This is a genomic window from Micromonospora sp. NPDC049662, from assembly GCF_040675055.1.
Taxonomy (GTDB): domain Bacteria; phylum Actinomycetota; class Actinomycetes; order Mycobacteriales; family Micromonosporaceae; genus Micromonospora.
In genome coordinates, this window is record NZ_JBFAOC010000001.1 from 132,514 (window position 1) to 159,298 (window position 26,785).

Sequence of the window (26,785 nt, forward strand, 5' to 3'; positions counted from 1 at the left end):
CGGTGCCCCCCGCGGCCTCCCCCCCCGCCCCCCCCCCCCGGGGGGGGGCGCCCCCCCCCCCCCCCCGCCTCCGCGGCGCCCGCCCTCGCGCCGTCGTCGCGGCACGGTCGAGGCTTACCGTCACGCCTCGAAGTCGCGGCCGCCGGGCGTCTCCCGTCCGCCCGACCGGGTGGTCACCTGCGGCGCGGACCGCCGGCTGCCGAGTGCGTCGAGGACCGCGACCAGGGCCAGCACCCCGGCCACCGAACACAGGCCGACCATCGGCGGCCACCGGATCAACAGCGGCGTGCCCAGCAGCAGGATCACCAGTCCGATCAGCCGTGATCGGGAGACCCGGGCGAACACCTCGTACTCCAACCGCAACCGCGCGACGAGGAAGAGCGCCGGCCCGCCCACCACGAACAGCAGCCACATCGGCCGGGGCGCGCCGAACGGGTCGTCGATCACCAGTTCGTAGCTGACCGAGGTGAGGAGCACGCTGAGCACGATGAGCAGGTGCGTCCGCTCCGACGCCGTACCGAGGCGAGCGGGCTGGCCCGCCCCACCCAGCGCCTCGGTCAGCAGCAGCCCGGCGCGGTGGAAGTAGATCCGCCAGATCAGCGCGCTGGTGACGAACGCGACCGTGAAGGCGGCCGCTCGCCCCGCGGAGTAGTCCTGGCCGCTGAACACCACGCCGATCACCAGGATCGACTCGCCGAGCGCGATGAGGAACATCTGCTGGTAACGGTCGGCGAGATGCGTACCGGCGATCCGCCAGTGCGCCACCGCCGCGGAGCCCAGGCGCGGCAGCGGCCACCCCAGGAACCAGGCGAGGTAGTCGACGCCGACGGCGATGGCCCACAGCGGCAGGCGCAGTCGCTCCGGGCCGAGCGCGCCGACCAGCCAGATCGGCGCGCTCAACGCAGCCCACGCGGCGAGCCGGAACGCGACCAGCCGCCGCGGATGGCCCCGCAGGGCGGCCGCGATCACCAGCGGCCGGACCACCATCACCAGCAGGTACGCGACCGCGAACGGGAACGCCCGCTCCTCCATCGCCCGGGGCAGCGTGACCGCCATGACCAGGCCGGCGAACATGGTGCCGACCACGACGGCCTGGATGATCGCGATCTCCGGCTCGTAGCGGCTGGTGATCCAGGTGGTGTGCGACCAGACCAGCCAGAGCGCCAGGAACAGCAGCAGGGTACGACCGAGCCCGTTGACGAGCTCCCACCCCGCGTCGCCGTCCAGCTCGACGAAGCGCTGCGAGACCCGCGTGAGCGCCACCACGAAGGCGAGGTCGAAGAAGAGCTCCAGGAACGTGGCGCGGCCAGCGCTGTCCGGAGGACGCAGGAGGTCCGCACCCCGTTTCCCCGACATCGTCCCCCTCCGTCCGCCCTCGTCGCACCAACGAGCGGCCCGCCGAGAGGGATGTGCCGTCGGGGGTACGCGACAGGGTGGTTGACCGTCATTTCCGCGTAACTCGGCACATACCCCCTTAGGTTCGATGCGCAGGACGCGGCCGAACCGGGGAGAGACGTGGACAGCTATCCGGCGATCGAAGATCACGGACTCATTGGTGACCTGCAGACCGCCGCGCTGGTCACCTGCGACGGCACCGTCGACTGGTTCTGCGCGCCGCGCTTCGACTCGCCGAGCATCTTCGCCGCACTGCTCGACAAGGACAAGGGCGGCTACTTCCGGATCGCGCCGGACGACGTCCGGTACGTCACCAAGCAGCTCTACCTGCCCGGCACCCCCATCCTGATCACCCGCTTCATCAGCGCCGACGGGGTGGCCGAGGTGATGGACTTCATGCCGGTCACCGGCGAGCGGGTCACCGACGCGCACCGCCTGGTCCGGATCGTCACCATGGTCCGCGGCAGCATGCGCTTCCGGGTGGAGTGCCGGCCACGGTTCGACTACGCCCGCCAGGAGCACCAGATCGAGCGCCACCACAACGGCTACGTCTTTCGCAGCCGGTCGGCGACGCTGACGTTCAACCCGGTCGACCCGGTACGGCGGCTGATCTCCGAACACGGCGACGTCCACCTCGAGGGCGGCGACCTCGTCGCGTACGGCACCCTGAACGAGGGCGACACCGGCGGCGTGGTCCTGGAGACGGGCGGCACCGAACCACGGATCTTTCCGCCGGAGGAGATCCAGGGCATGTTCGAATGGACCCGGGACTACTGGCGTCGCTGGCTGGAACGCTCCAGCTACACCGGCCGCTGGCGGGAGATGGTCGAGCGCTCCGCCATCACGCTGAAACTCATGACGTACGCGCCGACCGGCGCGATGATCGCCGCGCCCACCGCCGCGCTGCCCGAGCTGGTCGGCGGCAGCCGCAACTGGGACTACCGCTACACCTGGGTACGCGACACGTCGTTCTCGGTGCACGCGCTGCTCGGCCTCGGCTTCACCGAGGAGGTCAGCCGCTACATGGACTGGCTGGACGAGCGCATCCGCACGGCCAGCGAGCACCAGGACCCACTGAAGATCATGTACCGGGTGGACGGCTCCTCCGACCTGCACGAGGAGGTGCTCGACCACCTGGAGGGCTACCGCGGCTCCCGGCCGGTGCGCATCGGCAACGGCGCCGCCGACCAACTCCAGCTCGACATCCACGGCGAGGCGCTCTACGCCATGCACCTCGCCGACGAGCAGGGCATCCGCGTCTCACACCAGGTGTGGAAGAGCACCGTCCGGCTCGTCGACTGGCTCTGTCACAACTGGGACCAGCGCGACGCCGGCATCTGGGAGAGCCGGCACCACCCCCGTAACTACACGTTCGGGCGGGTGATGTCCTGGGTGGCGCTGGACCGGGCCATCCGCCTGGCCAACCGCACCGGCCGCCCCGGCGACCTGACCTGCTGGACCGAACAGCGCAACCGCATCTACAACCAGGTCATGGCCCGCGGGTACCACCCGGAACGCGGCAGTTTCGTGCAGGCGTACGACGAGAACGTGCTCGATGCCGCGCTGCTGGCCATGCCGGCGGTCGGGTTCGTCACGCCGAGCGACCCGCTGTGGCTGTCCACCCTGGACGCGATCGAACGCGAACTCGTCTCCGACAGCCTCGTCCACCGGTACGACCCGGTCCACTCCCCCGACGGACTGCCCGGCCACGAGGGCACCTTCAACATGTGCACCTTCTGGTACGTCGAGGCGCTGGCCCGGTCCGGCCGCCTCGACGACGCCCGACTCACGTTCGAGAAGATGTTCACCTTCAGCAACCACCTCGGCCTCTACGCCGAGGAGATCGCCGCGACCGGTGAGCAGATCGGCAACTACCCACAGGCCTTCAGCCACCTGTCGCTGATCAACACGGCGCTGACCCTCAACAGCCTGCTCGACGCCGAGGCCGACGCCCGTCGCCGCCGCTAGCGCCGCGTCACGGTGGTTGACCGGACGGGTGCTCAGGCGGTCTCCGCGGCGTCCGGCAGCCGGCTGGTCCGGCGGCTGGCCGAGATCGCGGTGGCCACCCGGACGAACGCGGCGACCGCGAGCGAGTGCGAGTTCTGCGACCACGCCACCGAGAAGGCGGCCTCCGGCGCGTCGTCGACGGGCCGCCAGGTGAGCTGCGGCCTGGCGTTGCGCTCGGCGAGCGAGACCGGGAGCAGGGCGAGCATCCGCCCGAGTTCGATCTGACGCAGCATCTGCACCATGTCCCCGAACGGTGGCGGTTGCTCGCCGCGTCGTACGTAGACGTGGGCGCCGGAAACAGTCCGTTGATGCCCGGTCTCGATGTCGGCCATCCGCAGCCGGGGCCGTCCGGCGAGCGGATGCCCGGCCGGTAGCGCCAGCACCTGCGGCTCACACAGCAGCGGCTCGACGTCCAGACCATCGGCATCGAACGGCTCGATGACGATCGCCACGTCGGCCTCGCCCGCACGCAGCAGGGCCGGCTGCTCGCGCCAGCCGGTGAACATGACCTCGATCGGCACGGCGGCGTGCTCCGCCTGGTACGCCGCGAGCACGTCCTCGAGCAGGCCGCCCTCGACGTCGGCCTTCACCGCGACCACCAGCTTGCCGCCGGGCACACCCGCGGCTCGCCGGGAGCGTCGGGTGGCGGCGTCGAGCGCGACGAGCGCTGCCCGCGCGTCGGCGAGAAGCACCGCGCCCACGTCGGTGAGCGCGACGCTTCGGGTGGTGCGGTCGAGCAGACGGACGCCGAGGTCCGCCTCGAGCCCGGAGATCGCGCGCGACAGGGCCGGCGCGGCGATGCCGAGCCGCTCGGCGGCCCGGCTGAAGTTGAGCTCCTCGGCGACGGCCACGAAGTAACGCAGCGGCCGGGACTCCACGGGATTCATACCCTGAGGATAATAATGCCGCCCGAACTGGTCCTTCTCGCCCGCGAGCACCCGCGCGACGATGGGAGCCATGATCGTCATCACGACTCCCACGGGCACGATCGGCGCCGCTGTCGCCGAGTCCCTGCGCGCCGCCGGCGCACCGCTGCGCCTGATCGCCCGCGACCCCTCCCGCCTGCCCGAGCCCCTTCGCGAGCACGCCGACGTGATCGTCGGCTCCCACGCCGACCCCGCCGTGCTCACGACCGCGCTGACCGACGCCACGGCGCTCTTCGTGCTCGTACCACCGAACTTCGGCGCCCCGGACGTCACCGAGCACTACCTCGGCTTCGCGCGCCCCATCGCGGAGGCGGTACGTGCGCACGCCGTACCCCGCGTCGTGGCCGTCTCCTCGCTCGGCCGCGGATTCGACGGCCCGGCCGGACTGCTCTCGGCGGCCTGGGCGATGGACGACACGCTGGAGTCCAGCGGCGCCGCCTACCGTTCGCTACAGGCGGCGTTCTTCATGGAGAACCTGCTGCACCAGGTCGACCTGATCAGCGGCCAGGGGATGTTCGTGCTCACCGCCGACCCCGACGCGCCGCTCGCGGCGGTAGCCACCGCCGACATCGCCCGCACGGCCACCGGCCTGCTCGCCGACACCACCTGGACGGGCCACCAGGACGTACCCGTGCGCGAACCCGTTGACCACACCCCGCGCGAGATGGCGCAGATCATCTCCGAGACCCTCGGCCGGCCGGTCACCTACCAGCAGGCCACCCTCGCCGACTATCGCGCCCGGTACGCGTCGTCCGGAGCGAGCCCGGCCGTCGTCGACGCCATGATCGAGATGGCCGAGGCGCAGACGGCGGGTGTCTACCCACCCGCCCGCGAGGAAGGCGTCGGCACGACGTTCCGCCACTGGTGCGAATCGGTGCTCGCCCCGGCCGTCGGCTGACCGGCACCGGCGGCCCGGTTCCCTTGCTCACGATGATTGATCGTTGGACGAGGGCTGGCGACCAAACTGCGGCAGATCCGGGTGGATACACTTTCGGGCGCTTCGAGACCGTGTCCGTTCGGAACTGGGGACGCGTCCTCCACGATCATGAAACGCGAGCGGAATGACCAGCAACGGGATCGTCCTGCTCTCGGGCCCTCCGTGCTCGGGCAAGACCACGGCCGGGGCGGTCCTGGCCGCCGGGCGGTCCTGGCCGGGTCGCGGTCGGATCCACCTGCAGGTCGACACCCTCTTCGACCTCCTGTTTCCGGGATCCGATCGAAATCGTGACGATCGCCTGCGCGCCTACGACGCCGCGCATCTCCTCGCCCGCATGTTCGTGGATCAGGGAGAGACGGTCGTCCTCGAGTGCACCTATGCTCGGCGTGACCAGCGTGCCAGTCTCCGCAAAACGTTGGCCGGCTCCTCCGCATCGCTCTGGGTCGTCGAGTTCTTCGTGACGCCCGACGAGGCCGTGAGCCGATTCCGGGACCGTCATCAGGCCACGGATCTCGACGAAGCGCTCGTTCGCGAGCGGGCCGATGCGTTCCCGTACTTCGACGAGGCCCTCCGCCTGGAGTCATCCGCCGAGACCCCCGAGGAACACGCCCAGCGCATCATCACGTGGCTGCAACAGGGTCCTCGGCCGGTGGACCAGGAGGCGTGGACCCGGGCTGGAAGATCCTGGAACTGAGGCCGTACTTCCATCGGACCGGCACCGGTCCGGTCCGAGGTCTGCGTCCTGGGTCTGCTCGTCGGTCTGTTCGGCATCGCCCTGCTCGTGCTCGGAACGCAGGCCCACGACCTGTTCCCCGGCGGTCCCGCCCGGTGTGCGAGAGACGCCGGTGTCAACGAGGCCTGCGCGGCGTCCTTCCGCCGGCTCGACGAGGGGTACGGCTACGTCGAGAACCTCCTGGCGGCCTTCTACCTGGTCCCCGTCGTCATCGGCGCGTTCCTCGGCGCGCCGCTGCTCGCGCGTGAGCTGGAGGACGGCACCTGGCAGCTCGCCTGGACGCAGGCCGTGCCGCGGATGCGCTGGCTGGCGGCCAAACTCGTGGCGCTGGCCGGCGTCACCGTCACGCTCACCGGGATGTTCACGGCTGCTCACCTGGTTCCGTCAGCCGTTCGACGCGTGGGAAGGGCGGTTCCAGTACGACGCCTTCGACCTGGAAGGGCTTGTTCCGGTGGCGTACGCGCTGTTCGCGTTCGGCGTCGCCACCGCCGCCGGGGCGATCCTGCGCCGCAGCCTGCCCGCGTTCGGCGTCGCGCTCGGGGCGTTCCTCGCCGCCCGGATGACGGTGGCGCTGTTGGCCCGTCCCGCGTACGCCACCCCGCTCACCACCATGACGCAGGTCCCCGTCGGCGGTTCGAAGGCGGGGCAACGGGCCGCGCCCGGGTTCGCCGACTGGGTGGTCGAGCGCGGCTACGCGGACGCCACCGGGCGCAGGCTGAGCTCGACCGAGTACCACGAGCTGGAGGACGCCGCCAACCAGGCCGGCACCAACCTCAACCAGTTCCTGCACGCGCGGGGCATCCAGCAGTTCGGGGTCTACCACCCGGCGGACCGGTTCTGGACGTTCCAGCTCATCGAGGCCGCGCTGTTCGTCGCGGTCGCGGGGGTCCTGATCGGTGTGGTGGTGTGGCGGGTACGGCGTCGCATGATCTAGTGCCTGACCCCTTCACCGGCGACCACCGGTCAGGGGTGCATGTCGGCGCCTTTCAACACCCTGTCCACCGCGTTGCGCGGACCGTAGACCGCCAGCCCGACGAGGTCGAGCTTCTCGGTGGGTACCGCCCGCACGGCGGACCGGTTGTCCCGGTCGTGGGCCGTGCCGAACAACTCGGCCGTGAACACCGACATGGGCAGGTCGCGGCTCAGGGCCCGCTGGTGCGCCAACCGCAACACATCCCGGTCGCCCTGGAAGACCAGGACGGGCTGGCGGAACATGGGCAGGTACTGCGCGCCGTCCGCGTCCTCGTACGGCTCGCCGATCACCTCGGGCACCACCGTGCCCACTCCACTGACCAGGAACGCCGTGATGTTCAGGCGCTGCCAGGGAAGCACGTCGTCGCGGAGTAGCACGGCAATCTTGGTGTCGAAGCGCACGGGCGCTGGTTCAGGCTGCATGGCTCGATCATGTGGCCTGGGCATCTCAGGGGTCTTGTACGAAGTTGACGTGACTCCTCGGCACGGGCAAGGACGGCACTTCCCGGCAGCTACGTCGACGCCGCGGCGAGCCCAGCCGTGCGAGCGAAGACCCCCGGGCTGACGCCGAGGATCCGCTTGAAGTGGCGGGCCAGATGCGGCTGATCGTAGAAGCCGCTGCTCGTGGCGACCCGGTCCAGGGGGTGCCCGTCCAGAATCAGGCGTCGCGCCTCGTCGACCCGCCGGGAGGTCAGGTAGCGGTGCGGCGACATGCCGAACTCGCGGCTGAACGCCCGAACCAGGTACGAGGGGTCGAAGTGCAGCAGCCGACCGGCCTCGTACAGCGAGACCCCGTCGGCAATGTGCTGCTCGATCAGGTCGCGAAGCAGGTAGGCCGCCCTGGGATCGGCGTCCGGCATGACGATCCGCTCCCCCAGGCGGGCGCGCACACTGTCGGTGAGCAGAGTCAGCAGCGTCTCGGCCCGCAATTCGTCCCCGGGTTGCAGAAGAGCGCCGTGCAATGCCGAGATGGCGTCGCGCAGCCAGGGATCGGGGAAGCTGGAGATGCCGACCGATCGACCGGCGAGGTCGGCCGACAGGTGGCTGCTCGCGTCAAGGTAGATCACCCGTTTCCGAAAACCCTCCGGACTGGCCGAGCGACCGTTGTGCGGAACGTGCGGAGGCAGGAGGGTTACCAGCTCACCGAAGGCGTAGCGCTCGTGCCGGTGCAGGTCGTAGCGCACCGCGCCCTCGTCGACGATGAGGAGCGTCCAGGTGTCGTGAGCGTGCATCGGATAGGCATGATCGGTGAAATGGGCGTGTAGCACCTCGGTGACGCCCGACAGTTTCGGCCGCCACGCCTGCACCTCCGTGGCGGGTTGCACGTCCGGTGACACGAGAGCATCCTTCCCGCCCCGGCCGGGAATCTCCACCTTGAACGTCTCATTCCGCCGGTACGGCGATCAGCTCTGTTGGTAGTTCACCGCGGCGAACCCACAGGGCTGGTGCAGGTGCAGGTAGTAGGCGCCCTCGCCGTACTCGTCCAGGTCCGCGCCGCCGACCAGGCCCAGGTAGTCCATCGGTTGACCGCACCCGGGGCAGTCCGCGTGCTCGGCGTCCTGGATCCAGTCGGGCCGCCCGCCCAGCGTCGAGCCGCCCTGGTCCCACGCGCTCGCCTGGTAGGGGGTCGACCGCGCCGGGCCCAGAACCGGCGCCAGCGCCGGCGGGTCCTCCGGTTGAGCATCACCGAGGTAGCTCGGGCGGGTGTTGCCGGTCCACCAGGTGCTGTCGCCGGCCGGGGTGACCTGGCTGTACAGGGTGGCGTAGCAGGCGCAGAACTGGCAGGTCTCGATCACCAGCCGGCCGGACCAGCCGGTGTGCGCCATCGCGTCCCGGACAGCGGGCTCCGCCGTGTCGAGGTCCGCGGCGATCCACCGTGGCGACGCACACCACGGGCAGGTGGGACCGTCCGCACGTCGCGGTGCATCGCGCATGACCCACTGGTACGCGGTGGTCCCGCAGAGATCCCGGCGGCCGCCGTCCACGTCGACCGTCCAGCCGCCCTCGAGCGCGTAGCTCAGGACGCTGACGTGCAGCTCGTCCGCGCCGGCCGGCGGTCGCGTCGACCAGCGACGCATGGCGCTCTCGGCGAGCGGGTGCGCGGTGTGCGCGAGGATGACGAGCAGATGGTTGAGCCGGTCCGGCGTGCGCCCGCCGTCGATCCGCTCGATGATCCGGCGTACCACGTCGTCGTCCGCCGCCCGGTACACCCTCGCGGGCCACAGCACGTCGGCATCGAGCAGGGCGCCCAGGTACGGGGTCAGGCTCTGCGGGTCGGCGTCGGCGATCACGCACAGCTTCTCGATGGCGTCGTCGTCCTCGGCGGCAGCGCTCCTGATCAATTCTTCGATCACGAGGGCATGCTAGTCAGGGCGCGCCGGAGCGGGACGCGGCCCGGTGTTGATCGGATCATCCACACCTGTTGAACCTCACCCGCCGCCGACGCCTCGGTGGGAGTGCCGGATGAAGTCCAGGCCCATCCGCCCAGCCGTCGTTGCACGTCCGCCACGCCGGGCCGGCCCGCCGTTCGATCTCGGCGGGCCGGTACGGGGTGCGGCGTCAGGGTCCGAAGTTCTCGGGGCCGGCCGGTTCGACGGATGGGCGCTCCTTCGCGCGGTGTGCCCCGGGTTTGCAACCCGCGAAGGGACCCGAAGGGTTGCGGAGCGCGGTCATGGTGGGGCCGAGGTGGTCCCGGTGCCACTCGGAGGGGCCGGTGAGACTGGCCTTTGGGCCGGTCTTGTCCTGCCAGGCCAGCCACAGCCCGTGAAAGTAGGCGACGGCCTCGGTGTGCTCGTGCCAGCGCGGGCACCACGGCGCCCCGGATGTCACCTCCTCGCCGTACACCGGGATCAGGAGCTTCTCCACCCACAGCGACAGCCGTCGCATCTCCTCCAGGTAGGTTGGGCCGTTGAGGTAGAGAATGAAGAACGGCTCGCTCTTCTTCTCGGACGCAGGCGCTTCCCGCGGCGACTGTGCGTCGGGAACGTCATCTCGGAGCGACTCGGACTGCCGAGTTTCGCCTGTCACGGATAGTCCTCACAATTCCTCTGCGACAACGCTGAGCCCGACCATCACGAACCTTGAGCCGCGGCCTTCACCTTCTCCTTACCCTTGCGGCGGTGGAGGCCCGGGTTGTCTTCCCGCCCTCGATCCCGGCCCTCCGCGCTCTGCGACTCCAGGCCGGCGAAGCCGTGATGCTGATTGACCCCCGTTTCCTTCTCCTGCTGCGCCCGCGCCCGCTTGTCGAACACGAGGGCCGCGAAGGCACCCCCGGCGGCGATACTGGCGGGAATAGCCGCCAATCGCATCTCGGCCCGATTGAACACAACCTGGTTCGAGTCCCCCGCACCTGGCTGGTAGGCGCGGTACATCTGAGCAGGGATGCCAGCGGTCGCCCCATACGCGATGGCCTTCGAAAGACCACTCAACGCCCTGTCCCAGTTTGGCTTCTGACCGTTCTGGTACTTCACGAATTCAGCTTTGGCGTTCCACAGCCCGTGCACCACATCCGGAGCGCTTGTCGCGGCAACAGCGGCGACAACGCCCGCAGGGGCGACCAATGCCCTCGCCAGAGCCTCCCCCGTCAATCCCACGGCGGCCCCGAGCAGGGCGGCCTGTTCCCAGGTCGCCCAATGCCTTCGGCCGGCCGCATCGATCCGCACCACACTTGATTGATCGTGACTGCGGCGGTCTGGGGTTTCCGAAATCTGATACTGATCGGAGGGAGCCAACCCTCTGATGCTCGCATCGGAGTCGGCGTTCTGCAGGGAAGGCTGATAAGACCCGGGCTGCGAAGCCTCACCCACCCCCAGGCTCGACCCACCGTCCTGCAGGGAAGGCTGATAAGACCCGGGCTCCGGAGCGGGAACCACACCCACCTTGCCATCACCAGTCGACACGATACTGACCGGCCTTCCCTCGAGGGCGGCGATGAAGCCGGCTTCCAGCCCGCGGTACTCGCTGTGGTTCCGATCGAGATCCAGGCCCGACCGTTCAGCTACCGGCGAAGTTGGCGAGTTTCCCTCTCCCATGAGCCGGTAGTTGTAGTCGATATTCGGGTAGAAGTCATTTACCGTTCGCCCGTCCGTCTGCGAGAACAGCAACTGCTCCCGAGGGACGGGGTCGATCCGGTAGGGCGTGGGCGCGGCGGCGTACTGCGCGTAACCCTGGGAACCGCTGTCCACATACTGCGAACCGCTGTCCACATACTGCGTGTCAACGCTCAGTCGGTCGTACGAGACGACGTCACCCGACCGGTAGCCAGCCAGATTCGGGTCCGATCCAGCCCCCGGCGACTGAGCGTACTGGGCATAATTGTTCGACCCGGCGGCCGTCGGCGAGTTCCGGCCACTGTAAGCGTTGGCGTAGCTGCCGTCCTGGTTGTAGTAGTCCCACTCATTGTAAAGATCCGACATCTGTTCTTCCTCCTACCATCTGTGGAACCGGATACCCGCTCTACGCGGCACACCTGGCCGGGGTTCATGAGGATCTGGGGTTTTTCCGAGGATCGTCAGTCCGACGGCGCCGCGAACGAGCTGGGGAACTGCTTACGGGTGGCCCGCTCGGTGATCGCGGCCACCTCCTGCTTCGCGGCGGCGGAGATGCGGGCGGCGTCGGGCTCCTTGTACCAGGGGCGCAGCCGGATCACCGCCGGGCGGATGCCGGTGGCCAGCAGCAGCGCGGTCCCCTTCGGCAGGGCGCGGATCCTGTCCGGGGGCAGGATGTTCTCCTGCCGGAACGAGGTGGAGCGCGAGGAACCGTCGCGGCTGCGCGAGACACTGAGCGTGCTCACGTCGTGCTGGCCCACCAGCTTGGAGACCTTCTCCACGAAGTCGGCGTCGTCCAGGCCCGCACCGAGCAGCTTGATCGTGGCGGCGCCCCACAACGCGTCCATCCCCGCATCGCCCCAGACCCGCGACCCCTGCCGGTAGCTCTGCAGCAGCGTCACCACGTTGATCCCCCGCGAGCCGAGGTGCGAGTAGAGGTCGGGCAGGTCGGAGATCCGGCAGACGTTGGCCGCCTCGTCGAGCACCGCCGTCATCGGCGGGTCCAACCGCCCGCCCATCCGCTCCGCGGCGACCACGCCGGCCCGCAGCGTGGCGTCCGCGATGCCGGCGATCACCCCGGCCGCCGAGCCGCCGCCGTCCTTGGAGAGCAGGTAGAGCGTGTCCCGACCGAGTACGTGCAGGTCCGGCAGGAACTCCGGCAGATCCGGGTCGTATGACACCCAGGCGAGGATCTCCGGGTCGAGCAGGCAGGCCACGCACTGGCGCGCGGTCTCATAGATGCCGTCCCGGGTCTCCACCGCGCCGCGCACCGTTCCCTGCAACTGCTCGGCCATCGCGCCCATCCCGGCATCGCGGAGCAGGTCGATCGGCGTACGGTCGGCCGGGTCGGCGAGCCAGCCCAACAGGTCGGAGATGGTGGCCCCGCCCCGAGCCGCGGCGAGGAACAGCGCCGTCAGCGTGTTCTGCGCGGCCGCTATCCAGAAGTCCTTCTTGGTCGTGTCGTCGTTGACCGAGGCCACGAAGTGCCCGGCCAGCCGCCGCGCACCCTCGATCGTCACGCAGACGGCGAGCATGTCCCACCACATCTCGCGGGGTGTGTGCGCGATGCCCTGCGGGTCGAAGGTCCAGACCGTGCCGATCCGCTCCCGCTCGGCCCTGGTCACCGAGTACACGTCGGACTTGTTCGAGGTGAGCAGCACCGCGCCCCGGGCCCGGAGCACCCGGGGAATGGCGATTCCGGTCGACTTACCCGCGCGCGGCGCCATCAGGTCCAGCTCCACGTCCTCATAGGAGGAGCGCAGCTCCGGCCCGTTCGGCATCAGGTCGCCCAGGAGGTTGCCCCGCTCGTCCGGCGGCAGCTCCCGCATGCCCGCCAGCGAGGGCCGCAGCTCGCGGGCGCGGGCCGCGATCCCCGCGGGGGCGAGCGACGCCAGCTCGTGCGTACCGGCCAGTCCCTTGCCACGGGCCCGCAGCTCCAGGACCTTGCGGACGCCCAGCGCGGCGGACAGGGCGAGCAGCAGGAACGACACCACCATGCCGCTGTAGACGGCGAACGGTGAGACCCCCGGCCAGAGCACCTCGATCCGCCCGGAGACCAGCAGGACGTACGAGTCCAGCGTCACCGGTGGCGGGTGCCAACCGTGCAGGGTCACGACAGCGCCGAGGGTGCCGCCGAACCAGGCCACCAGGAAGATCCCCGCGTTGGCGAGCACCATCACGGTGAAGGCCCAGAAGAACAGGTCGGCGCCGTGCGGACGGCCACCGGGTGAGCGGCTCACGACGACCACCCCTCGGCGTCGGACACCAACTCGGGACGGATGGCCAGGTTGCCCAGTTCGGCTTCGGCCTCGAAGGCCACCATCCGGGCCGCCGCGCGCTCGGCGGCCTGCTCCTGCGCGTACCCGTTCTGCACCCAGCGCAGGTTCGTGTCGTGCAGCCGCCGCTCGGTCTCGGTGATCGTGACCCGGATCGGGATGCCCGGACGTCCACCGACCTTGATCAGAAAACGGCCGCGACCGGGGGGTTCCTCGTTCGAGCCGGTGCTCGCCCAGCCGGGCGGGGACGACCACGACGAGACCAGCTCGATCTCCCGGCGGGACATGCCCACCACCCGACCCAGCTCCTGCATCTCGGCCATCGGCAGGCCGGCGCAGGCGACGATCCCGGCCCGCTCCACGAAGCCGCGCGCCTTCGCCCGGTCCGCGTCGGTGCCCAGCGCCTCGGCGTCCTTGAGGGTATGGGTGATCTTCGCGTCGCCGAGGCCCAGCGAGCGGTTGAGCCGGGTCAGGGCATCGATCCGGTCGACGATCCCGGAGGCGGCCCGCAGCGGACGCCACAGCTCGTCGAGGATGGTGAAGAACCAGCGGCGCGGCGCCAACCCCACGTCGGCCAGGGCGTGCGAGGCGGCCACCGTACCCAGGCCGTCGGACCAGGCCGCGAGCATCGCCGCCGCGGTGAGCTGGGTGTCCGCCTCACCGATCCGGGAGATGTCGATGCACACGGCCGGGGCGTCCGGGTCGATGCGGGTGGAGGTCTCCGAGCCGAAGGTGTCCCCCAGCGCCCCGTCGAGGATGCCCAGCAACGACCGGTGCAGCGGGTCCACCGCGTCCCGGTAGCGGGTGTCCTGCCCCCGATCGAGGGTCACCGCACGGACCCGGTCCGGCCCCTCGTCCAGCACCCGCAGCAGGTCGGGCAGGAGGGGTGCGCGGTTGCTCGGCGTACGGTCCCGCAGGTGACGCAGACAGGCAGAGAGCACTGCCTGCTCGTGGTCGTCCAGCGCCCGGCCCCGCACGATGGTCAGCAGCGCCGCCACCATGTTCAGCACCCGGCCGTGTGTCTCGGCGGCGAGCGCCTTGCCCGCCGGACCGCCGATCCGCTCGGCGGCGATGCCCATCGCCCCCGGGTCCAGCACGTTGATGCCGCCGACCCCGCGTCCGATCGGGATGACCTGGCCACCGAGCGCGCGGACCGTGTCCGCGTAGTCCGGCTTGAGGTCGCCGAGCACCAGCGGAACCACGCCGGTGGCGGCCAGCCCGACCGCCATCCGGTTGATCAGCGTGGACTTTCCCAAGCCCGGCATGCCGAGCATGAACAGCGAGGGGTTCGAGATATAGCGGGCCCGGGTGAACCAGGAGAGCGGATCGCCGCAGACCGTGGCGCCGGTGAAGAGGTGCTGTCCGATCGGTACGCCGGACATCGGCGCACCCGAGCCGGCGGAGAACGGCCACAGGCCGCACGCCTGCACGGTGGTCGCCCGCCACATCGTCGGCGAGTCGAGATAGCCGACCCGGCCTCCACCCCGGCCCGCCCAACCGCGCGTCGACTCCGGCACGGCCGGACGTTTCCTGGGCTTCTGATTCCGGGTCACCGGGGCGCCCTCGGCCAGGTCGCCGGTGACTCCGGTCAGAGCGGTCTGCCCACCCGAGTGGCCGGCCGGCCAGCCGGCGCCGAGGTCGACCGCACGCGTAACGGTCCCGGCAGGGCGCGCTCGGATGTCTGTCACATCGCCTCCTGAAGTTCGTGCGGCAGCAGGGTCTGTTCCCAGGGCAGGATCCCGACGGGGAGCGTGCAACTGAACGCGGCGGCCTGCATACGGTGGGCGGGGCGCATCGCGATCCGGCTGGAACCGGTCATGTTGCGGACCACCACCGCCGCGTCGTCGAGCTGGTCCGGGGTGTCGACGGTGATGGTGAGCATCAACGAGAACTCCACCAGCCCCGCCCCGGTCGCCTCCTCGGCGGCGGCCTGCTCGGCGGCGCGCACCTCGGCGCTGGCGCGGGCCTGCACCATGCCGCGCTTGGATGTCGCCATGAACTGCGCCGTACGTCGGTCCGACTCGACGATCCGGGCGGACGTCGCCGGATCGAGCGGTCGGTAGAGCAGGGCGACCCGCTTGCGGCGGGTTCCGTCGGAGGCGTCCAGCATCGTGCGCAGGACGCTGGCCCGCACCGTGCCCCGGGGCGCGAGCGTCAGCAGCCAGGTCCGGGAGACACCCGAGTCGTGGTGGTACGCGTCGACCGACTCCACCGCCGCGACCGGGCCCGCGTCCTCCCACTCCAGACCGGTGTGGCCGTGCTCGGCCCGTACGTTGAGCACCTCGGCGGCGCAGGCCGGGTCGTAGGCGACCCGGACCATCTCGGCGATCTGCTCGGCGCTCAACGGCTCGGCCACACCGCCGCCCGCGCTGATCAGCCCGGTCAGCAGACTCGGCACCCGGACGGCAAGGTCCGCGACCACGTCCTCGGGGTCGCGTCGTGGCCCACCCGACGCGCCGTAGGTGAGCGTGATGTAGGAGTTCATCTCGGACGAGGCTGACGGATAGTCGCCGACCACCTCCTCCATAACGGCCCGAGCGGCGGCCGGCGCGTCCGGGGCGAGGCGGGGCAGGATCTCGTTCGCCAGCCGGGTTCCCGGGTCCGGGGCGGTCTCGACGATGACCGAGGCGCCCCGCAGGGCCGGCTCGTGGGCGAGCCGGGCCAGCCATTCGCCCCAGAGCGCCACCCAGGTGTCGACCTGGTCCGGGTCGACCAGCGAGCCGCCGTCCGGCTCACACCGCAGCACGATCGTGTAGAGGTTGCGTCCCTTGTGGTGCAGCACTCCGAAGGCGCGGTCGTAGCCGTCGCGGCCCTCCAGCGCGCTCACCCGGGTGAGCAGGCCGGGCGGACGGAACCGACCACCGGGGCGCGCCGACAGCGGGCCCGAGACGTAGAGGTGCTCGCCCCGGGACTTGCGCTGTGACCAACCGATCCGCAGGGATATGAGCTGATACACATTGCGCCCGTCCTGGGTGCGGATCGCCAGGGGCGCCAGCAGGACGACGAAGGGGACGCCGACCACCATCGCCGCCCCGAGCGAAATCATCGACGCGAACAGCACCACGACCAGGCCGCCGAAGACGCCGACCGTACCGACCAGCCCGAGCGGGCCGAGTCCGGCCCGACGCGGTCGCCGCCAGTTGCCGTACGTTGGTTCGACCGCGGCTTCCACCGACATCACCGTGAATCCTTTCGTTCCGGTCTACCTGCCTTGATCAGCGGGGACGCCGCCCGGCGGTGGCCCTTGCGACGCTCGGGCGCCGTCACTGGTTGTGTCCGGCGTTGCCGTCGGCGCCGTCCACGGCGCCCGTCACGATGGCCCTGCCGTGCCGGCCGGCGCGGACCGCCGCGTCGGTGGCGGCCCCGGCGACGGTGCCCGCCGCCCGGACCGCGCTGGCCCCGCTGCTCCCGCTACTGCCCGAAGCGCCCTGGTTGCCCCGCTGGCCCTGGTTACCCCGCTGGCCCTGGTCGCCGTTGGACCCGGGGGCTCCACCGGCCCCCTGGCTACCGGAGGGGCCTCGTCCTCCGCCTCCACCCTGGGAGGATCCTGCCCCGCGCGCGCCGGACGGCCCGCTCTCGCCGCCGTAGGACATCGCGGAGCCGGCGACCTTCTTCGCTCCGGACGCGACTCCGCCCACGACGGACGAGGCGACGGCGCCGGACGGATCGCCGGTGCCGAGGGCCGCCGTGGCCGGCACAATGATCTTCAGTAGGGCGGGCATCGCGATCGCGGACAGCAGCAGCACGCCGACGCCCGCGATCCGCATATGGACGAGGCTGGTCCGATTGCCTTCGGCGATCATCGCGGAGCCGGAGAACATGATCAGACCGACGGCCGGCTTGTAGATGAGCCAGGCGATCAGCCAGCCGAGGTGTTTGCGCCACCACCCGGTGCCCCAGTTCGTCATGGAGGCGGCAGCCGCCATCGGCAGCGTGCCGAGCAGCATGGTCACCACGCCCAGGCGGATGTAGAGCATGAGAACGTGCACGATTGCCGAGAGGAGCAACAGGAAGGCGAGAAACAGCAGGAGAAAGGCCTCCATGGTGGTTCCCAGGCCGATACACGGGACACTCTTGACGAGGTTGAGCGCCGCGCTGGAATAGAGGTGGTCGGAGTAGTCGTCGGAGAGTTTCGCGGCATTGGCGGCGACGTACGTGCCGGCGCCCGCGACCAGGATGACCCGCAGGAAGCCCTGGATCGCGACCCGCCCGGCTTCACCACGCCGGTCGAGCGCCATCTTGGCCGCGGCGAAGAGCACCGATCCGATCGCCAGGTAGGTGACGACCCACTGGACCTGATCACTGATCTGGCCCGGGACGCCGGCGTTGTTCTCGCTGAAGCCGGGACCGAGGGTCGGCACCGACTCGCTCAGCTCGCCGAAGATCTTGATCGCGGCGGCCAGGATGATGTTCGCCACGATCCGCATCAGCGTCCCGATCGGGTCGCCGAGAAAGTCGAAGAAGCCCGTGCCGCCGCTGTCGAGCGCGTCTCCGGGAGCGCAGTCCATGTCGCCCAACCCTCACTTCGTCCACATGGTGAAACCGGCGTTCGCCAGGACCGTCTCCGACGGCGTGCGCACCTCGCCGACCCGGGATGGCTGGATCTTCCAGTCGCCGGCATCCCACCGCAGTTCGACGTCGGTCGAGACGTGTTGCCCAGCCGTGGTCTGGACGAGCAACCGCACCAGCGCGGCCTCCGGCGAATACGTCACGACGCGGTAGCCGACATAGCTGCCGTGCCCTCCGCCCGCGCCGGGCGTGGCGAAGCCGAGGCGTCCCGCCAGGACGTCGCGGCCAGTTCCCGCCATCACCTGGTGCTCCACGGTGGCCCGCCAACCCCGCTCGCCGAGTTGGGTCGGCACCACGTGCGCCGCCAACACCGCCCCCATCGGGGTGTGCGCGAAACACCGCAGAACCTGCCCGTCAACCTCTCTTGGGCCGTCGCTCGCGGAGGTCGGTATCCGTTTCCCGCTCTCCAGAACCTGCCAGGTCAGGTCCTCGGGGGGCAGGCTCGACGTCGGTGCCGCCGGTGTCCCGGAGCCGCACGGTGGCCTGGTCGTCTCGCCACCCGTGGCGAGCCCTACCGACTCCCCGTCCCGGCCCGTCAGGCCGATGGCCGCGGCGAGCAGGGCGGAACCCACGATGAACGCGGCCGACAGGATCCACCCCTGTTGCCGCCAGAACGGCGGATCCTCATCGGAGCGTCGTCTGCCGCTACCGAACATGATGCGTCTCTCCCGTGTCAGCCGGTCGACGTCAGAGGAAGAAGTCCGCGAGTGGACCAGCGGCGGAGACCAGGATGCAGCCGCCGAGCACCATGCCGAGCCGCGACATGTGCTCCGAGCTCTCGCCGCGCTTCATCGAGATGGCCATCATGACCCCGGTGATCAGCACCCCGGCGGTACCGGCGGCGGTACCGGCCCAGGCGATCAGACCGAGCAACTTGTCCACGAGATCCTTCAGTTGACCCGGCGCCCCGGGCTTGGGGTCGAAGACGCCCGCGACCGGCCTGGGGAGTTCCGGCACGCGGACGGAGATGGAGGCGGCGAGGACGTAGGGAAGGTCCATCAGGTTCATGGGGTGCGTCTCCTTGAGGCGTAGGCCACCGATGTGACCGCATAGGTGGGACTCAACTCGTATGAAAAGGTAGAAAACGGCTCAGAGTCCAAGGTCGCCGAACCAGGTCACCAGCGGCCCCGCGCTGGCCCCGAGCAGGCAGGCGAACATGACGATGGTGAAGCCGCGGAAGTGTTCGCTCTCCTCACCCGGGGTGCCTCGATTCAGCTGAAGCATCATCAGGATGCCGACGATCATCAGTCCCGCGACGCTGGTGGCCGTGACCGCCCAGGCGAGCAGGTTGAGCAGGGGCTCCAGCCCGCCGCTTCCCAGCGGGTCGTACTGGGGCAGCGGCGCGAGCGAGGGCATCGGTTCCCGCTGCGGCACCGGCATGCCCCGCGGTGCGACGTTCACCTGGATCACCCCTTGCGCCCGGGTAGCTCACGATCGGCACCGACGACACCGGCCAAGCCGAACAACTCTTTCGGCAGCTGTCTGGGTGGGATCCCCAGACGCCAGGCAGGCATCCACGGCACCCGGTGCACCGGGGCGATCGACCGCAGCACCCGGATCCGGCGCGCGAGCGGAAGGGGCAGCCGACCGGGCGCGTCCGCCACCAACACCAGACCGATCAGCCGCATGGCGGCCGGATGCCGGCCCTCGCGCAACGCGTTCAGCGCCCGTCCGGCGGCACCCATCCCCTCGGCGTTGGTCCGTGCCACCAGCATCACCTTCGCCGGCTCCCCGAGCGCGGCGTCCGGCCAGCGGCAGCCGAGGTCGATCCCGCCGAGCATCCGGGTGAGCGTGGTGGTCCCGGCGCCGCCGTGCGCCGCTATCCACCCGATCCCCTGCTCGGAAAGGGCCCACTGCGGGGTCACGACGTCGCCGTAGGCCCCCGCGTGACCGGCCGCTCCCAGCGGCACCCGCCGTGCCGCGTCGACCGCTGATGGAACGCCCATCCGAATCACCACCCTCTTCCTGTCCGCACCGCTCTCGACGTCCGATGCCATCGGTCCGGTTGGTATTCGGGCCGCCGCCGTTGAACCAGGCGCTGCTTGGTCCCGTTGGACCGGCGACCCCGGACCGGATGACGGACGCCTCTACGGCGGACCTCAGCCCCCGGTTCAAGGCGGGTTCGACATTTTTCGTGCACGACAACCCCGAGGGAGAGGGACATGAGCGGTTCGAGCGCGAAGGACGGTGGCTCGCAGAAGAGCACGGCCGTCCTGGTCGGCGCGGCGATCGCGACAGCCACGACCTGTCTGATGGGCGGCCCGGTCGTCGTTGTCGTCGTCGCCGGGGCGGTGCTCATCATCGGCGGGCTCGGCGTCCTGCTGTTCCCACTGATCGTGCTGATCATCCTGTTCACCGGCCCCGGCGGCAGCGACAGCGGCGACGCCTGGGACCGGGCCGACGAGTCGCTGGCCGCGTTCCAGGGCGACGGCAAGGGAACGCTGGACCGGACGCAGGTGCCGGTGTCCCTGGCCGACACGATCGAGGACGCGGGTGCCATCTGCACCTCGATCGGCCCGATCGTGATCGCGGCGCAGATCGAGGTCGAATCGCGCTGGGATGGCGCCAAGGTCGGCGCGGACGGTGAGGTGGGCATCTCCCAACTGCCACCCGCCGTCTTCACCCGGTACGGCAAGGACACCGACAAGAACGACAAGACGTCCGCCCTCGACCAGAAGGACTCGATCATGGCGCAGGGCCGGTACCTCTGCGCCCTGGCCGACGAGGCGCAGAGCCTCATCGACAGCAAGCAGGCGATCGGCAGCGCGCTCGACCTGGCCCTTGTCGCGTACGACCAGGGCATGGACGCCGTGCGGGAGGCAGGTGGGATCCCCGCGACGGCCCAGGCCCAGGGTTACCTGGCAAAGGTGCGGGCCCGTTTCGGCCAGTACCAGGGCCTCGGTGGCCCACCGCCGTCCTTCCCGTCCGCCAGCCCGACCTGAGTCACCACGCGATCCGGACGCGCGCTCACAGCCCCGCTGAAGTGGCCCGTCGTTGCTGGCGCGGCAGGTGTGCCGGGCTATTCGGCTCTGCCCGGCCGGAATCGTGGTCCGGTCCGCCGGCTCGATCGGCCCGCAACGACGGCATGGCCGCGATGTCGGCCAGCGGCGGGCCGGGCCGGGCGGATGGGATCGGGTACTCCCGACGTTCGATCCTGAGCTGCGGGAGGTGCCGGGACACGCCGTCGAGGTTCCCGCTCGACGAGAGTCGCCGTAGGACCGGGCTCTGGTCGAGCAGCTCACCGAGACGGTTGCTCGTACGCCGATAGAGATCGCTGCGGGGGTCGATGCTGCTCAGGTCCGGCAGATTCCGCAGATCGGTCGGGAGCCCGTCAGAGCGGTCCGATCTCGCGTCCAGTTCCTTCAGCCAACGCCTCACCTTCCGGGCGGTACGCACGAGAAGGTTGAGGAATTCGTCGTGCCATTGAACGTGCGCCGCCGACCCGACGGGCGGGGCTGTCGGCACTGTGGACGGAACGCCCGCCGCCACACCCTGCGCCGGGGTCTCCGATGGAAGGCGCCCCATGCGCTCCTTGACGATCCCGATCGCCTCAACCACGTCGTCGGACGGCGGCTGGCCAGCAGCCTCGCGCCTGGCCCAGAGCTTGTGCAGCTCATTGCCGAGGGTCACGAGCGCCAGAGCTTCCACCTCGACCTCGATCGGGTCGCGCGGCCGGTCATGGTGCTGACCGGCTCGCGAGCCACGCGGATCGGGTGCGTTTACCTCGGGCATGGCGGTACCTCCGGAGAGCTTCGGGTTCTGTTGTCCGGAGCTCTACGGCTCACCCCTGGCGCGGGTTCACCTCGTTCAGCGGGGAGAGCCGGCGCCGCGAGTGATCGGAGCGGTGACGACGCCGACGCCGTCGCTGGTCCCGACGGTGATGAACGCCAGCTCGTCGATCGGCAACGCGGTCTCGCCGGTCACCTTCTGCGGGCCGTTCGACGCCAACCAGTCCCGTACCGTGTGGGTGACCCCGTCGCGGGTCACCGCGTAGAGCCGATAGCGCAGGCCCGGTCGCAGGCCCGTGACGGTGATCCGGATCGTGGAGTGGTCGCTGTCGTCGGCGGTGACCAGGACGGAGAGGCTCGCGCCGTAGGCGGGCGCTTCACCCGAGGCGGTCAGCGTCGGCTCGGGGTCGCCCCGCCCGTTGACCACGACGACCCCACCGGCCAGGGCCAGGGCCAGAACCGCGGCGGCCGCACCGCCCCAGATCCGGATGCGACGACGACGTGCGCCGCCGCGATCGTTGGTCGGGCCGCGATCCGGGCGGGCACCCGCCGGCCGATCCCCGCCGGGCCGCGCGCCGGTGGGTCGAGCCGACCCGGCCGGGTCACCGCCCGATCGCGCGGCGGGGTTCGGCGGCGGGTCCGCCGCCACCGGCAGCTCCCAGTCGACGTCCGCCAGACCGGCCAGGCCGCTGGTCGAGGCCCCGACCTCAGTCGCCTCGTTCAGGCAGCGCCAACACCCAGCCAGATGCTCCTCGAACGCGACACGGTCGGCCTCGTCGAGGGCGCCGAGCAGGTAGAGCGCCAGCCTCGACTGCTCGTCGGTGGCATGCTCACCGCCTGGACCCATCCCGCTTCTCCTCAACGCGTCGACACCGCACCAGGTGGTGGCATCCCGGGACCGCTTGCGTGCTGGTCGACAGGCCAGGCTCGGAACGGCCGGGCCGGGATCACGACGACTCCGTCGAGCCGATCGCCGCGTGCAGCGCGCGAACCGCATAGTACGTCCGGGATTTTACCGTACCCTCGGGTATCCCGAGGCGCTCCGCCGCCTCGGCGATGGAAGCCCCCTTGTAGTACATCTCGATCAGCACCTGCCGATGCTCCGGACTGATCTGCTTCAGGGCCACCTGCACGGTGTGGTTGCTCACCACGCGATCCATCACGTCCTCGGCCGAGGAGACCCGGTTGAGGTCCGGCAGGTTGATCTCCTGCGGACGTGACTGCCGCGACCGGATCGCGTCGATGGCCACGTGCCGGGCGACCGTGTACAACCACGGGGCGATCCTCTGCGGGTCGGTGGCGAGCATGTCCAGGTTCCGCCAGGTACGCAGAAACGTCTCCTGCACCAGATCCTCGGCCAGTTCCCGCTGGCCGAGGACGAGCCGGGTGAGGAACCGCAACAGCGGGACCCGGTGCTCCTCGAAGATCTGCCGCATCAGGGCTTCGGCGGCGGAAGGGCCACTGGCGGCGGAGTCCCCAGCCCACGGACCGAGCGCTTCGTTGTGCACCGCCGACACAGACCGCCTCCCCTGACGCACGGGTAGGACCCGCACGACCACACCGGCGCCTCGCCCGCTTTCGACCGGACGCTCTCCGGGGAGGATAGCCGTACCCGCCAGTCGGCGTGTTTCGGCTACGAGACGATTGAGAGCGACCGGCCGCCGGTGGGGATCCACAGAGGATTGTCCGTGTCACCGTCCGAAGCGCAACCACCTGATGTTCAGGTACTCCTGGGGCTGCCCGCTGGCGAAGGTGAGGAACACGTCGTGCCGGCCGGTGACCGCCGCCATGTTCCCCGGGATGGTCAACCACCGCTGCCAACCACCGGTGCTGGCCACCGCGATGGTTCCGATCGGCGGACTCGTCTCGCTGTCCAGGCGTACCTGGATCAGCCCGGAGAGCCCCAGGTCGGCGCCAGAGGCGACCCGGACGACGAACTGCGTCATCGGCCGGTCGCCGAACTCGACCCCGTGGTAGGCGACCCAGTCACCGTTGGCGATGGAACAGAGGTTCTCGCCGCCCTCGCCGCAGGGCTCTCGGCGTACACCCTGCTCGCGGTCGAAACCGGACGCGGCGATCTCCTGATCGGCGACGCGGACCTGACCACCGGCGGTCCCGGCCGCGACGGCCACTCCCGCCGCGGCCGTCGGGGCCGGGGCCGGCACCGCCGCGGGCGGGGGCTGCGCGATCGGGTACGACGCCTCGCCGCCGGCGAACGGGGTGAGGGTGACGGTCACCTCCCGGGGCGTCGAATCCTGGATGTACGAGGCGTCCCCGACGATGTCGTCGTACGGGAAGCCGTACACCCGACCGTTCGCGGAGTGGTTGTGCAGGATCCGGGAGTAGTGGTTGGTCACCGAGTGCTGGTAGAAGGCCGCTCGGTCGTCGACGGGTTGGAACGGCCGGTCCAGCACCGACCGGTTGAACCCGGCGGCCAGCGCCGCGGCCACCTTTCCGCTCGCGTCATTGGGCCTGCTGAACGTGCCGTTGCACATGAGCACGTCCATCGTGGTCGGCCGGTCGAAGGCGCCGATCCCACCGTCGAAGTGCATCCTCCCGTCGTCGCCCACCCGACCGGTGAAGGCGCCGAACTCGTTGGAGACACGCAGGTCGGTGCCACGGTACCGATCCCACACCTCGGCGATGTAGCCGTCGAAGTAGGTGGGCGAGAAGCGACCCGCGACGATGCCGTGACCCGGCGCGATGACGCGAAGCCCGTCTCCGATGATCAGCCGCTCATACCCGGGTTGCCGTGCCACCTCCGCGAAGATCGCGTCCCGGCCGCCGTCGGTGAGCTTCCCGGCGGTGTGTTCTCCCGCGCCGACCAGCCGCGTCGCGATCGGGATGCTGAACATGTCGACCATCGTGGTGTTGCAGTGCATGCCGTTCGGGTTGTAGGTGAACTCCCAGAAATCCCAGAGCACCCCGAAGTTCGGATCGCTCTCGACGGACCCCGCCGGCTCCTGCAACATCGGCTTTCCGCCACCGTCGACCACCTTGAAGCGCAGCCGCCCGTCGATCGAAAAGTAGATCCGTCCACCGTCGAGCATCGGCAGGACGAACGGAGTGGCGCCCTCCTCGGCGAGGGGGACGGCGATGTCCAGGAACCCGTCCGAGCCGTTGTCCGCGAACGAGGCGGGGGTGAACCTCCCCGGGCTCCTGACGTAGCCCATCTGCCTGGTCACGGGGTCGTACCCGGTGATGTACATGTGGATCGAGGAGTTCGCGTAGCGACCGGTACTGTTGACCACGGTCAGCGGCAGTCCACCCTCGGCCCTGGCTCGCGCCAGTAACGGTGTCGCCACCAGCGGCACACCCACCACCGCCGCACCGGCGACCCCCAGTCCGAGCATCTTTCGTCTGGTCAGCAACGGACACACCTCCATCGATCGGCATGCTGGACGGTGGGGCGCAGCGAGGCGCGAACCGTCGAAGACAGCCACGTCCACGGTCCCGACCCCCCTCCGGTTCAATCGCCGGGGAGACAAAATTTGATGGATTCGTGGTCGTGCGGTGAACATATGCGGCAGCTGATCCGTCACGACAGTGATGTCGCCCCGCCGAAAGGGATGGCCCCGTGACAACCGACCCCCGCACCATCCGGCCCTGGTTCGGCCGGACACCGCGCCGAATCGTGGCCGTCGCCGCAGCTGCCCTGGCCGTCGTCTGCGCGGCGATCGCCGCGATCGGCTGGGGCGTCGCCTCGGCCCGCGACCAGATGATCGGCGGACCGGTCTCCGACGAACAGGCCGCGGTCATCGTGGCCGCAGCCCGTTCCTGCCCGATGCTGAGCCCGGCCCGGCTCGCCGGCCAGCTCATGGCCGAGTCGAAACTGGCCTGGAGCGCGACGGAGACCGCATCCGGAGGCACGGGCATCGCCGGACTCGACAACCAGGACTGGAAACTCTGGAAGCCGTGGCCGGACGCGGAACGCTCCGACGGGGCCGCGAACATCGTCGCACTGGCTCACCAGGTGTGCGACTACAGCGGCAAGCTGCGCCTCGCCAACGTCTCCGGTGACTCGTGGCGGCTGTCGGTCGCCGCCTTCCACAGCGGCCTGGAGTCGGTGACCACGGCCGGCGCGGTGCCGCCGGACGCGGTCGACTACGTCGACCAGGTCAGCGGCTACGCCGCGTACTACGGGAAGCGGACCCATCTCGGCGGGCCCGGTGGCGTCGCGCCGACCGGGCCGGAGGTGGACGCCAAGGGAGTCCCGAACGAGTACGTCGATCTGCTCCTGCGGGCCGGCTCGGTCTGCCCGGCCGTGACTCCCCCGGCGGTCGCGGCGCAGCTGATGGCGCTCTCCAGGTTCGACCCGAACCTGCTCGGGCCCGCCGGCCAGCGGGGAATCGCACAGTTCCTTCCCGAGGTGTGGCAGGCGTACGGGCCAAGCGACGCCTCCGCCTGGGAGCCCGCCGTCGCGATCCCGGCCGTCGGCACCGCCATGTGTGCGATGGCCGGCGAACTGTCCCCCCTTGAGGGCGACCCCTACCTGCTCGCGCTCGCCGCCTACCGCAGCGGCCCGACCGCGGTGCGGCAGAGCGGCGGCGTCCTCGACGGCGACACCAAGGCCTTCCTGAAGTCGGTCAAGTCACTCACCGACTTCTACGCGCTCGACGGGCGGCTGGTGGTCGGCGCCAAGCCGGCCCCGTCCACGCCCGCGCCACCGTCGGTGACCCCTGCCGCGCCGACGCCGGCCGGTCCGGGCACGCCGACCCCGACGGCCGGCGATCCGCCGGCCCCGCCGACGCCTTCCAAGCAGCCCGTCCGTCCCGTCGGCGCAAAGCAGCTCTACCACCCGATGAGCAAGCTCTGCGTCAGCACCGGCGGGACCGTCGGGGGGACCCGGCTGACCTTGAAGACGTGCGACAACGACGACCCGACCCAGTGGTGGGTGGTACTCGCCGACGGAACGTTCCGCGCCTCGGGCCTCTGCATGGACGTGCAGGACGGCGCCAACAAGGACGGGGCGGCCGTCATGGCCGCCACCTGTAACGGAAGCCCCACCCAGGTGTGGCGGATGAACAGCAAGGGCGGCGTTCTCAACCTGCACATCCTCAAGGCGCTGGATGCGAACGTGAACGTGCCGAACAAGCCGCTGCTCGTCTGGACCTTCGTGGAGAACCGCGAGCAGCAGTGGGCCTGGCGCTGACGAACGGCCCGGGTACGCGGCTCGTCCGCGTACCCGGGCCGCGC

General features: G+C 70.4%; 25 protein-coding genes. 6 read left to right on the top strand and 19 right to left on the bottom strand.

Translation table 11 applies throughout. The features are described 5' to 3' along the window. Positions 1 to 120: 120 nt before the first annotated feature. Positions 121 to 1,356, bottom strand: coding sequence for a low temperature requirement protein A (locus AB0J36_RS00545; RefSeq protein ID WP_363659832.1), 1,236 nt, complete (start codon positions 1,354 to 1,356; stop codon positions 121 to 123). Between the two features lie 159 nt (positions 1,357 to 1,515). On the opposite strand from AB0J36_RS00545, the gene AB0J36_RS00550 reads away from it, so the two are divergent. After that, positions 1,516 to 3,363: a glycoside hydrolase family 15 protein gene (locus tag AB0J36_RS00550; protein ID WP_357172079.1), complete on the top strand. Its 1,848-nt coding sequence runs from the start codon at positions 1,516 to 1,518 to the stop codon at positions 3,361 to 3,363. 32 nt (positions 3,364 to 3,395) lie between these two features. On the opposite strand, the gene AB0J36_RS00555 is transcribed toward AB0J36_RS00550, so the two are convergent. Next, positions 3,396 to 4,289 carry a LysR substrate-binding domain-containing protein gene (locus AB0J36_RS00555; protein WP_363659834.1) on the bottom strand — a complete coding sequence of 298 codons (894 nt, stop codon included), beginning with the start codon at positions 4,287 to 4,289 and terminating at the stop codon, positions 3,396 to 3,398. Positions 4,290 to 4,359: 70 nt separating this feature from the next. Between AB0J36_RS00555 and AB0J36_RS00560 the strand changes: the two genes are divergently transcribed. The 3 genes from AB0J36_RS00560 to AB0J36_RS00570 all read left to right on the top strand — a co-directional run bounded on the left by AB0J36_RS00560 (position 4,360) and on the right by AB0J36_RS00570 (position 6,932). Beyond that, the gene (locus AB0J36_RS00560; RefSeq protein ID WP_357121038.1) at positions 4,360 to 5,226 is read left to right on the top strand and encodes an NAD(P)H-binding protein; all 867 of its coding nucleotides are present in this window, start codon (positions 4,360 to 4,362) and stop codon (positions 5,224 to 5,226) included. Positions 5,227 to 5,389: 163 nt separating this feature from the next. After that, positions 5,390 to 5,959 (top strand): AAA family ATPase, encoded by a 570-nt coding sequence (locus AB0J36_RS00565; protein WP_357121035.1) that lies wholly within the window; start codon positions 5,390 to 5,392, stop codon positions 5,957 to 5,959. A gap of 490 nt (positions 5,960 to 6,449) precedes the next feature. Beyond that, positions 6,450 to 6,932 (top strand): hypothetical protein, encoded by a 483-nt coding sequence (locus tag AB0J36_RS00570; protein ID WP_363659837.1) that lies wholly within the window; start codon positions 6,450 to 6,452, stop codon positions 6,930 to 6,932. A gap of 29 nt (positions 6,933 to 6,961) precedes the next feature. On the opposite strand, the gene AB0J36_RS00575 is transcribed toward AB0J36_RS00570, so the two are convergent. The 13 genes from AB0J36_RS00575 to AB0J36_RS00635 form a co-directional block, all read right to left on the bottom strand. Continuing rightward, complete coding sequence (locus AB0J36_RS00575) at positions 6,962 to 7,393, bottom strand: DUF2000 domain-containing protein (RefSeq protein WP_357121029.1); 432 nt, start codon at positions 7,391 to 7,393, stop codon at positions 6,962 to 6,964. An 89-nt stretch (positions 7,394 to 7,482) separates the two neighbouring features. After that, complete coding sequence (locus AB0J36_RS00580) at positions 7,483 to 8,307, bottom strand: AraC family transcriptional regulator (protein WP_357172075.1); 825 nt, start codon at positions 8,305 to 8,307, stop codon at positions 7,483 to 7,485. Between the two features lie 66 nt (positions 8,308 to 8,373). Beyond that, positions 8,374 to 9,324: a hypothetical protein gene (locus tag AB0J36_RS00585; protein ID WP_363659840.1), complete on the bottom strand. Its 951-nt coding sequence runs from the start codon at positions 9,322 to 9,324 to the stop codon at positions 8,374 to 8,376. Between the two features lie 205 nt (positions 9,325 to 9,529). Next, positions 9,530 to 9,997, bottom strand: coding sequence for a DUF4913 domain-containing protein (locus AB0J36_RS00590; RefSeq protein ID WP_357121020.1), 468 nt, complete (start codon positions 9,995 to 9,997; stop codon positions 9,530 to 9,532). A gap of 44 nt (positions 9,998 to 10,041) precedes the next feature. Further along, on the bottom strand, positions 10,042 to 11,385 hold the full coding sequence (locus AB0J36_RS00595) for a hypothetical protein (RefSeq protein WP_357121018.1): 1,344 nt from the start codon (positions 11,383 to 11,385) through the stop codon (positions 10,042 to 10,044). 95 nt (positions 11,386 to 11,480) lie between these two features. Further along, positions 11,481 to 13,256: a TraM recognition domain-containing protein gene (locus AB0J36_RS00600; RefSeq protein WP_357121015.1), complete on the bottom strand. Its 1,776-nt coding sequence runs from the start codon at positions 13,254 to 13,256 to the stop codon at positions 11,481 to 11,483. Then, on the bottom strand, positions 13,253 to 14,980 hold the full coding sequence (locus AB0J36_RS00605; RefSeq protein WP_357121012.1) for an ATP/GTP-binding protein: 1,728 nt from the start codon (positions 14,978 to 14,980) through the stop codon (positions 13,253 to 13,255). The genes AB0J36_RS00600 and AB0J36_RS00605 overlap by 4 nt, the downstream gene beginning before the upstream one ends. Beyond that, complete coding sequence (locus AB0J36_RS00610) at positions 14,977 to 16,470, bottom strand: SCO6880 family protein (protein ID WP_357121009.1); 1,494 nt, start codon at positions 16,468 to 16,470, stop codon at positions 14,977 to 14,979. The genes AB0J36_RS00605 and AB0J36_RS00610 overlap by 4 nt, the downstream gene beginning before the upstream one ends. An 85-nt stretch (positions 16,471 to 16,555) precedes the next feature. Beyond that, positions 16,556 to 17,800 carry a hypothetical protein gene (locus AB0J36_RS00615; RefSeq protein WP_357121006.1) on the bottom strand — a complete coding sequence of 415 codons (1,245 nt, stop codon included), beginning with the start codon at positions 17,798 to 17,800 and terminating at the stop codon, positions 16,556 to 16,558. A gap of 12 nt (positions 17,801 to 17,812) precedes the next feature. Further along, a complete protein-coding gene (locus AB0J36_RS00620) occupies positions 17,813 to 18,517 on the bottom strand; it encodes a hypothetical protein (protein WP_357121003.1) in 705 nt (234 codons plus the stop codon). A gap of 31 nt (positions 18,518 to 18,548) precedes the next feature. Next, a complete protein-coding gene (locus tag AB0J36_RS00625; RefSeq protein ID WP_357121000.1) occupies positions 18,549 to 18,869 on the bottom strand; it encodes a hypothetical protein in 321 nt (106 codons plus the stop codon). An 81-nt stretch (positions 18,870 to 18,950) separates the two neighbouring features. Beyond that, positions 18,951 to 19,262, bottom strand: coding sequence for a hypothetical protein (locus tag AB0J36_RS00630; protein ID WP_357120997.1), 312 nt, complete (start codon positions 19,260 to 19,262; stop codon positions 18,951 to 18,953). 5 nt (positions 19,263 to 19,267) lie between these two features. Then, positions 19,268 to 19,807, bottom strand: coding sequence for a DUF6668 family protein (locus AB0J36_RS00635; protein ID WP_357120994.1), 540 nt, complete (start codon positions 19,805 to 19,807; stop codon positions 19,268 to 19,270). 216 nt (positions 19,808 to 20,023) lie between these two features. Between AB0J36_RS00635 and AB0J36_RS00640 the strand changes: the two genes are divergently transcribed. Beyond that, complete coding sequence (locus AB0J36_RS00640; protein WP_357120991.1) at positions 20,024 to 20,803, top strand: lytic transglycosylase domain-containing protein; 780 nt, start codon at positions 20,024 to 20,026, stop codon at positions 20,801 to 20,803. Positions 20,804 to 20,828: 25 nt separating this feature from the next. On the opposite strand, the gene AB0J36_RS00645 is transcribed toward AB0J36_RS00640, so the two are convergent. The 4 genes from AB0J36_RS00645 to AB0J36_RS00660 form a co-directional block, all read right to left on the bottom strand. After that, positions 20,829 to 21,593 carry a hypothetical protein gene (locus AB0J36_RS00645; RefSeq protein WP_357120988.1) on the bottom strand — a complete coding sequence of 255 codons (765 nt, stop codon included), beginning with the start codon at positions 21,591 to 21,593 and terminating at the stop codon, positions 20,829 to 20,831. Positions 21,594 to 21,668: 75 nt separating this feature from the next. Further along, positions 21,669 to 22,436 carry a zf-HC2 domain-containing protein gene (locus tag AB0J36_RS00650; protein ID WP_357120985.1) on the bottom strand — a complete coding sequence of 256 codons (768 nt, stop codon included), beginning with the start codon at positions 22,434 to 22,436 and terminating at the stop codon, positions 21,669 to 21,671. A gap of 100 nt (positions 22,437 to 22,536) precedes the next feature. Further along, complete coding sequence (locus tag AB0J36_RS00655) at positions 22,537 to 23,106, bottom strand: sigma-70 family RNA polymerase sigma factor (protein WP_363659841.1); 570 nt, start codon at positions 23,104 to 23,106, stop codon at positions 22,537 to 22,539. Between the two features lie 174 nt (positions 23,107 to 23,280). Beyond that, the gene (locus AB0J36_RS00660; protein ID WP_357398280.1) at positions 23,281 to 24,960 is read right to left on the bottom strand and encodes a beta-1,3-glucanase family protein; all 1,680 of its coding nucleotides are present in this window, start codon (positions 24,958 to 24,960) and stop codon (positions 23,281 to 23,283) included. 206 nt (positions 24,961 to 25,166) lie between these two features. On the opposite strand from AB0J36_RS00660, the gene AB0J36_RS00665 reads away from it, so the two are divergent. After that, positions 25,167 to 26,741 carry a ricin-type beta-trefoil lectin domain protein gene (locus AB0J36_RS00665; RefSeq protein WP_357398282.1) on the top strand — a complete coding sequence of 525 codons (1,575 nt, stop codon included), beginning with the start codon at positions 25,167 to 25,169 and terminating at the stop codon, positions 26,739 to 26,741. Positions 26,742 to 26,785: the final 44 nt, after the last annotated feature.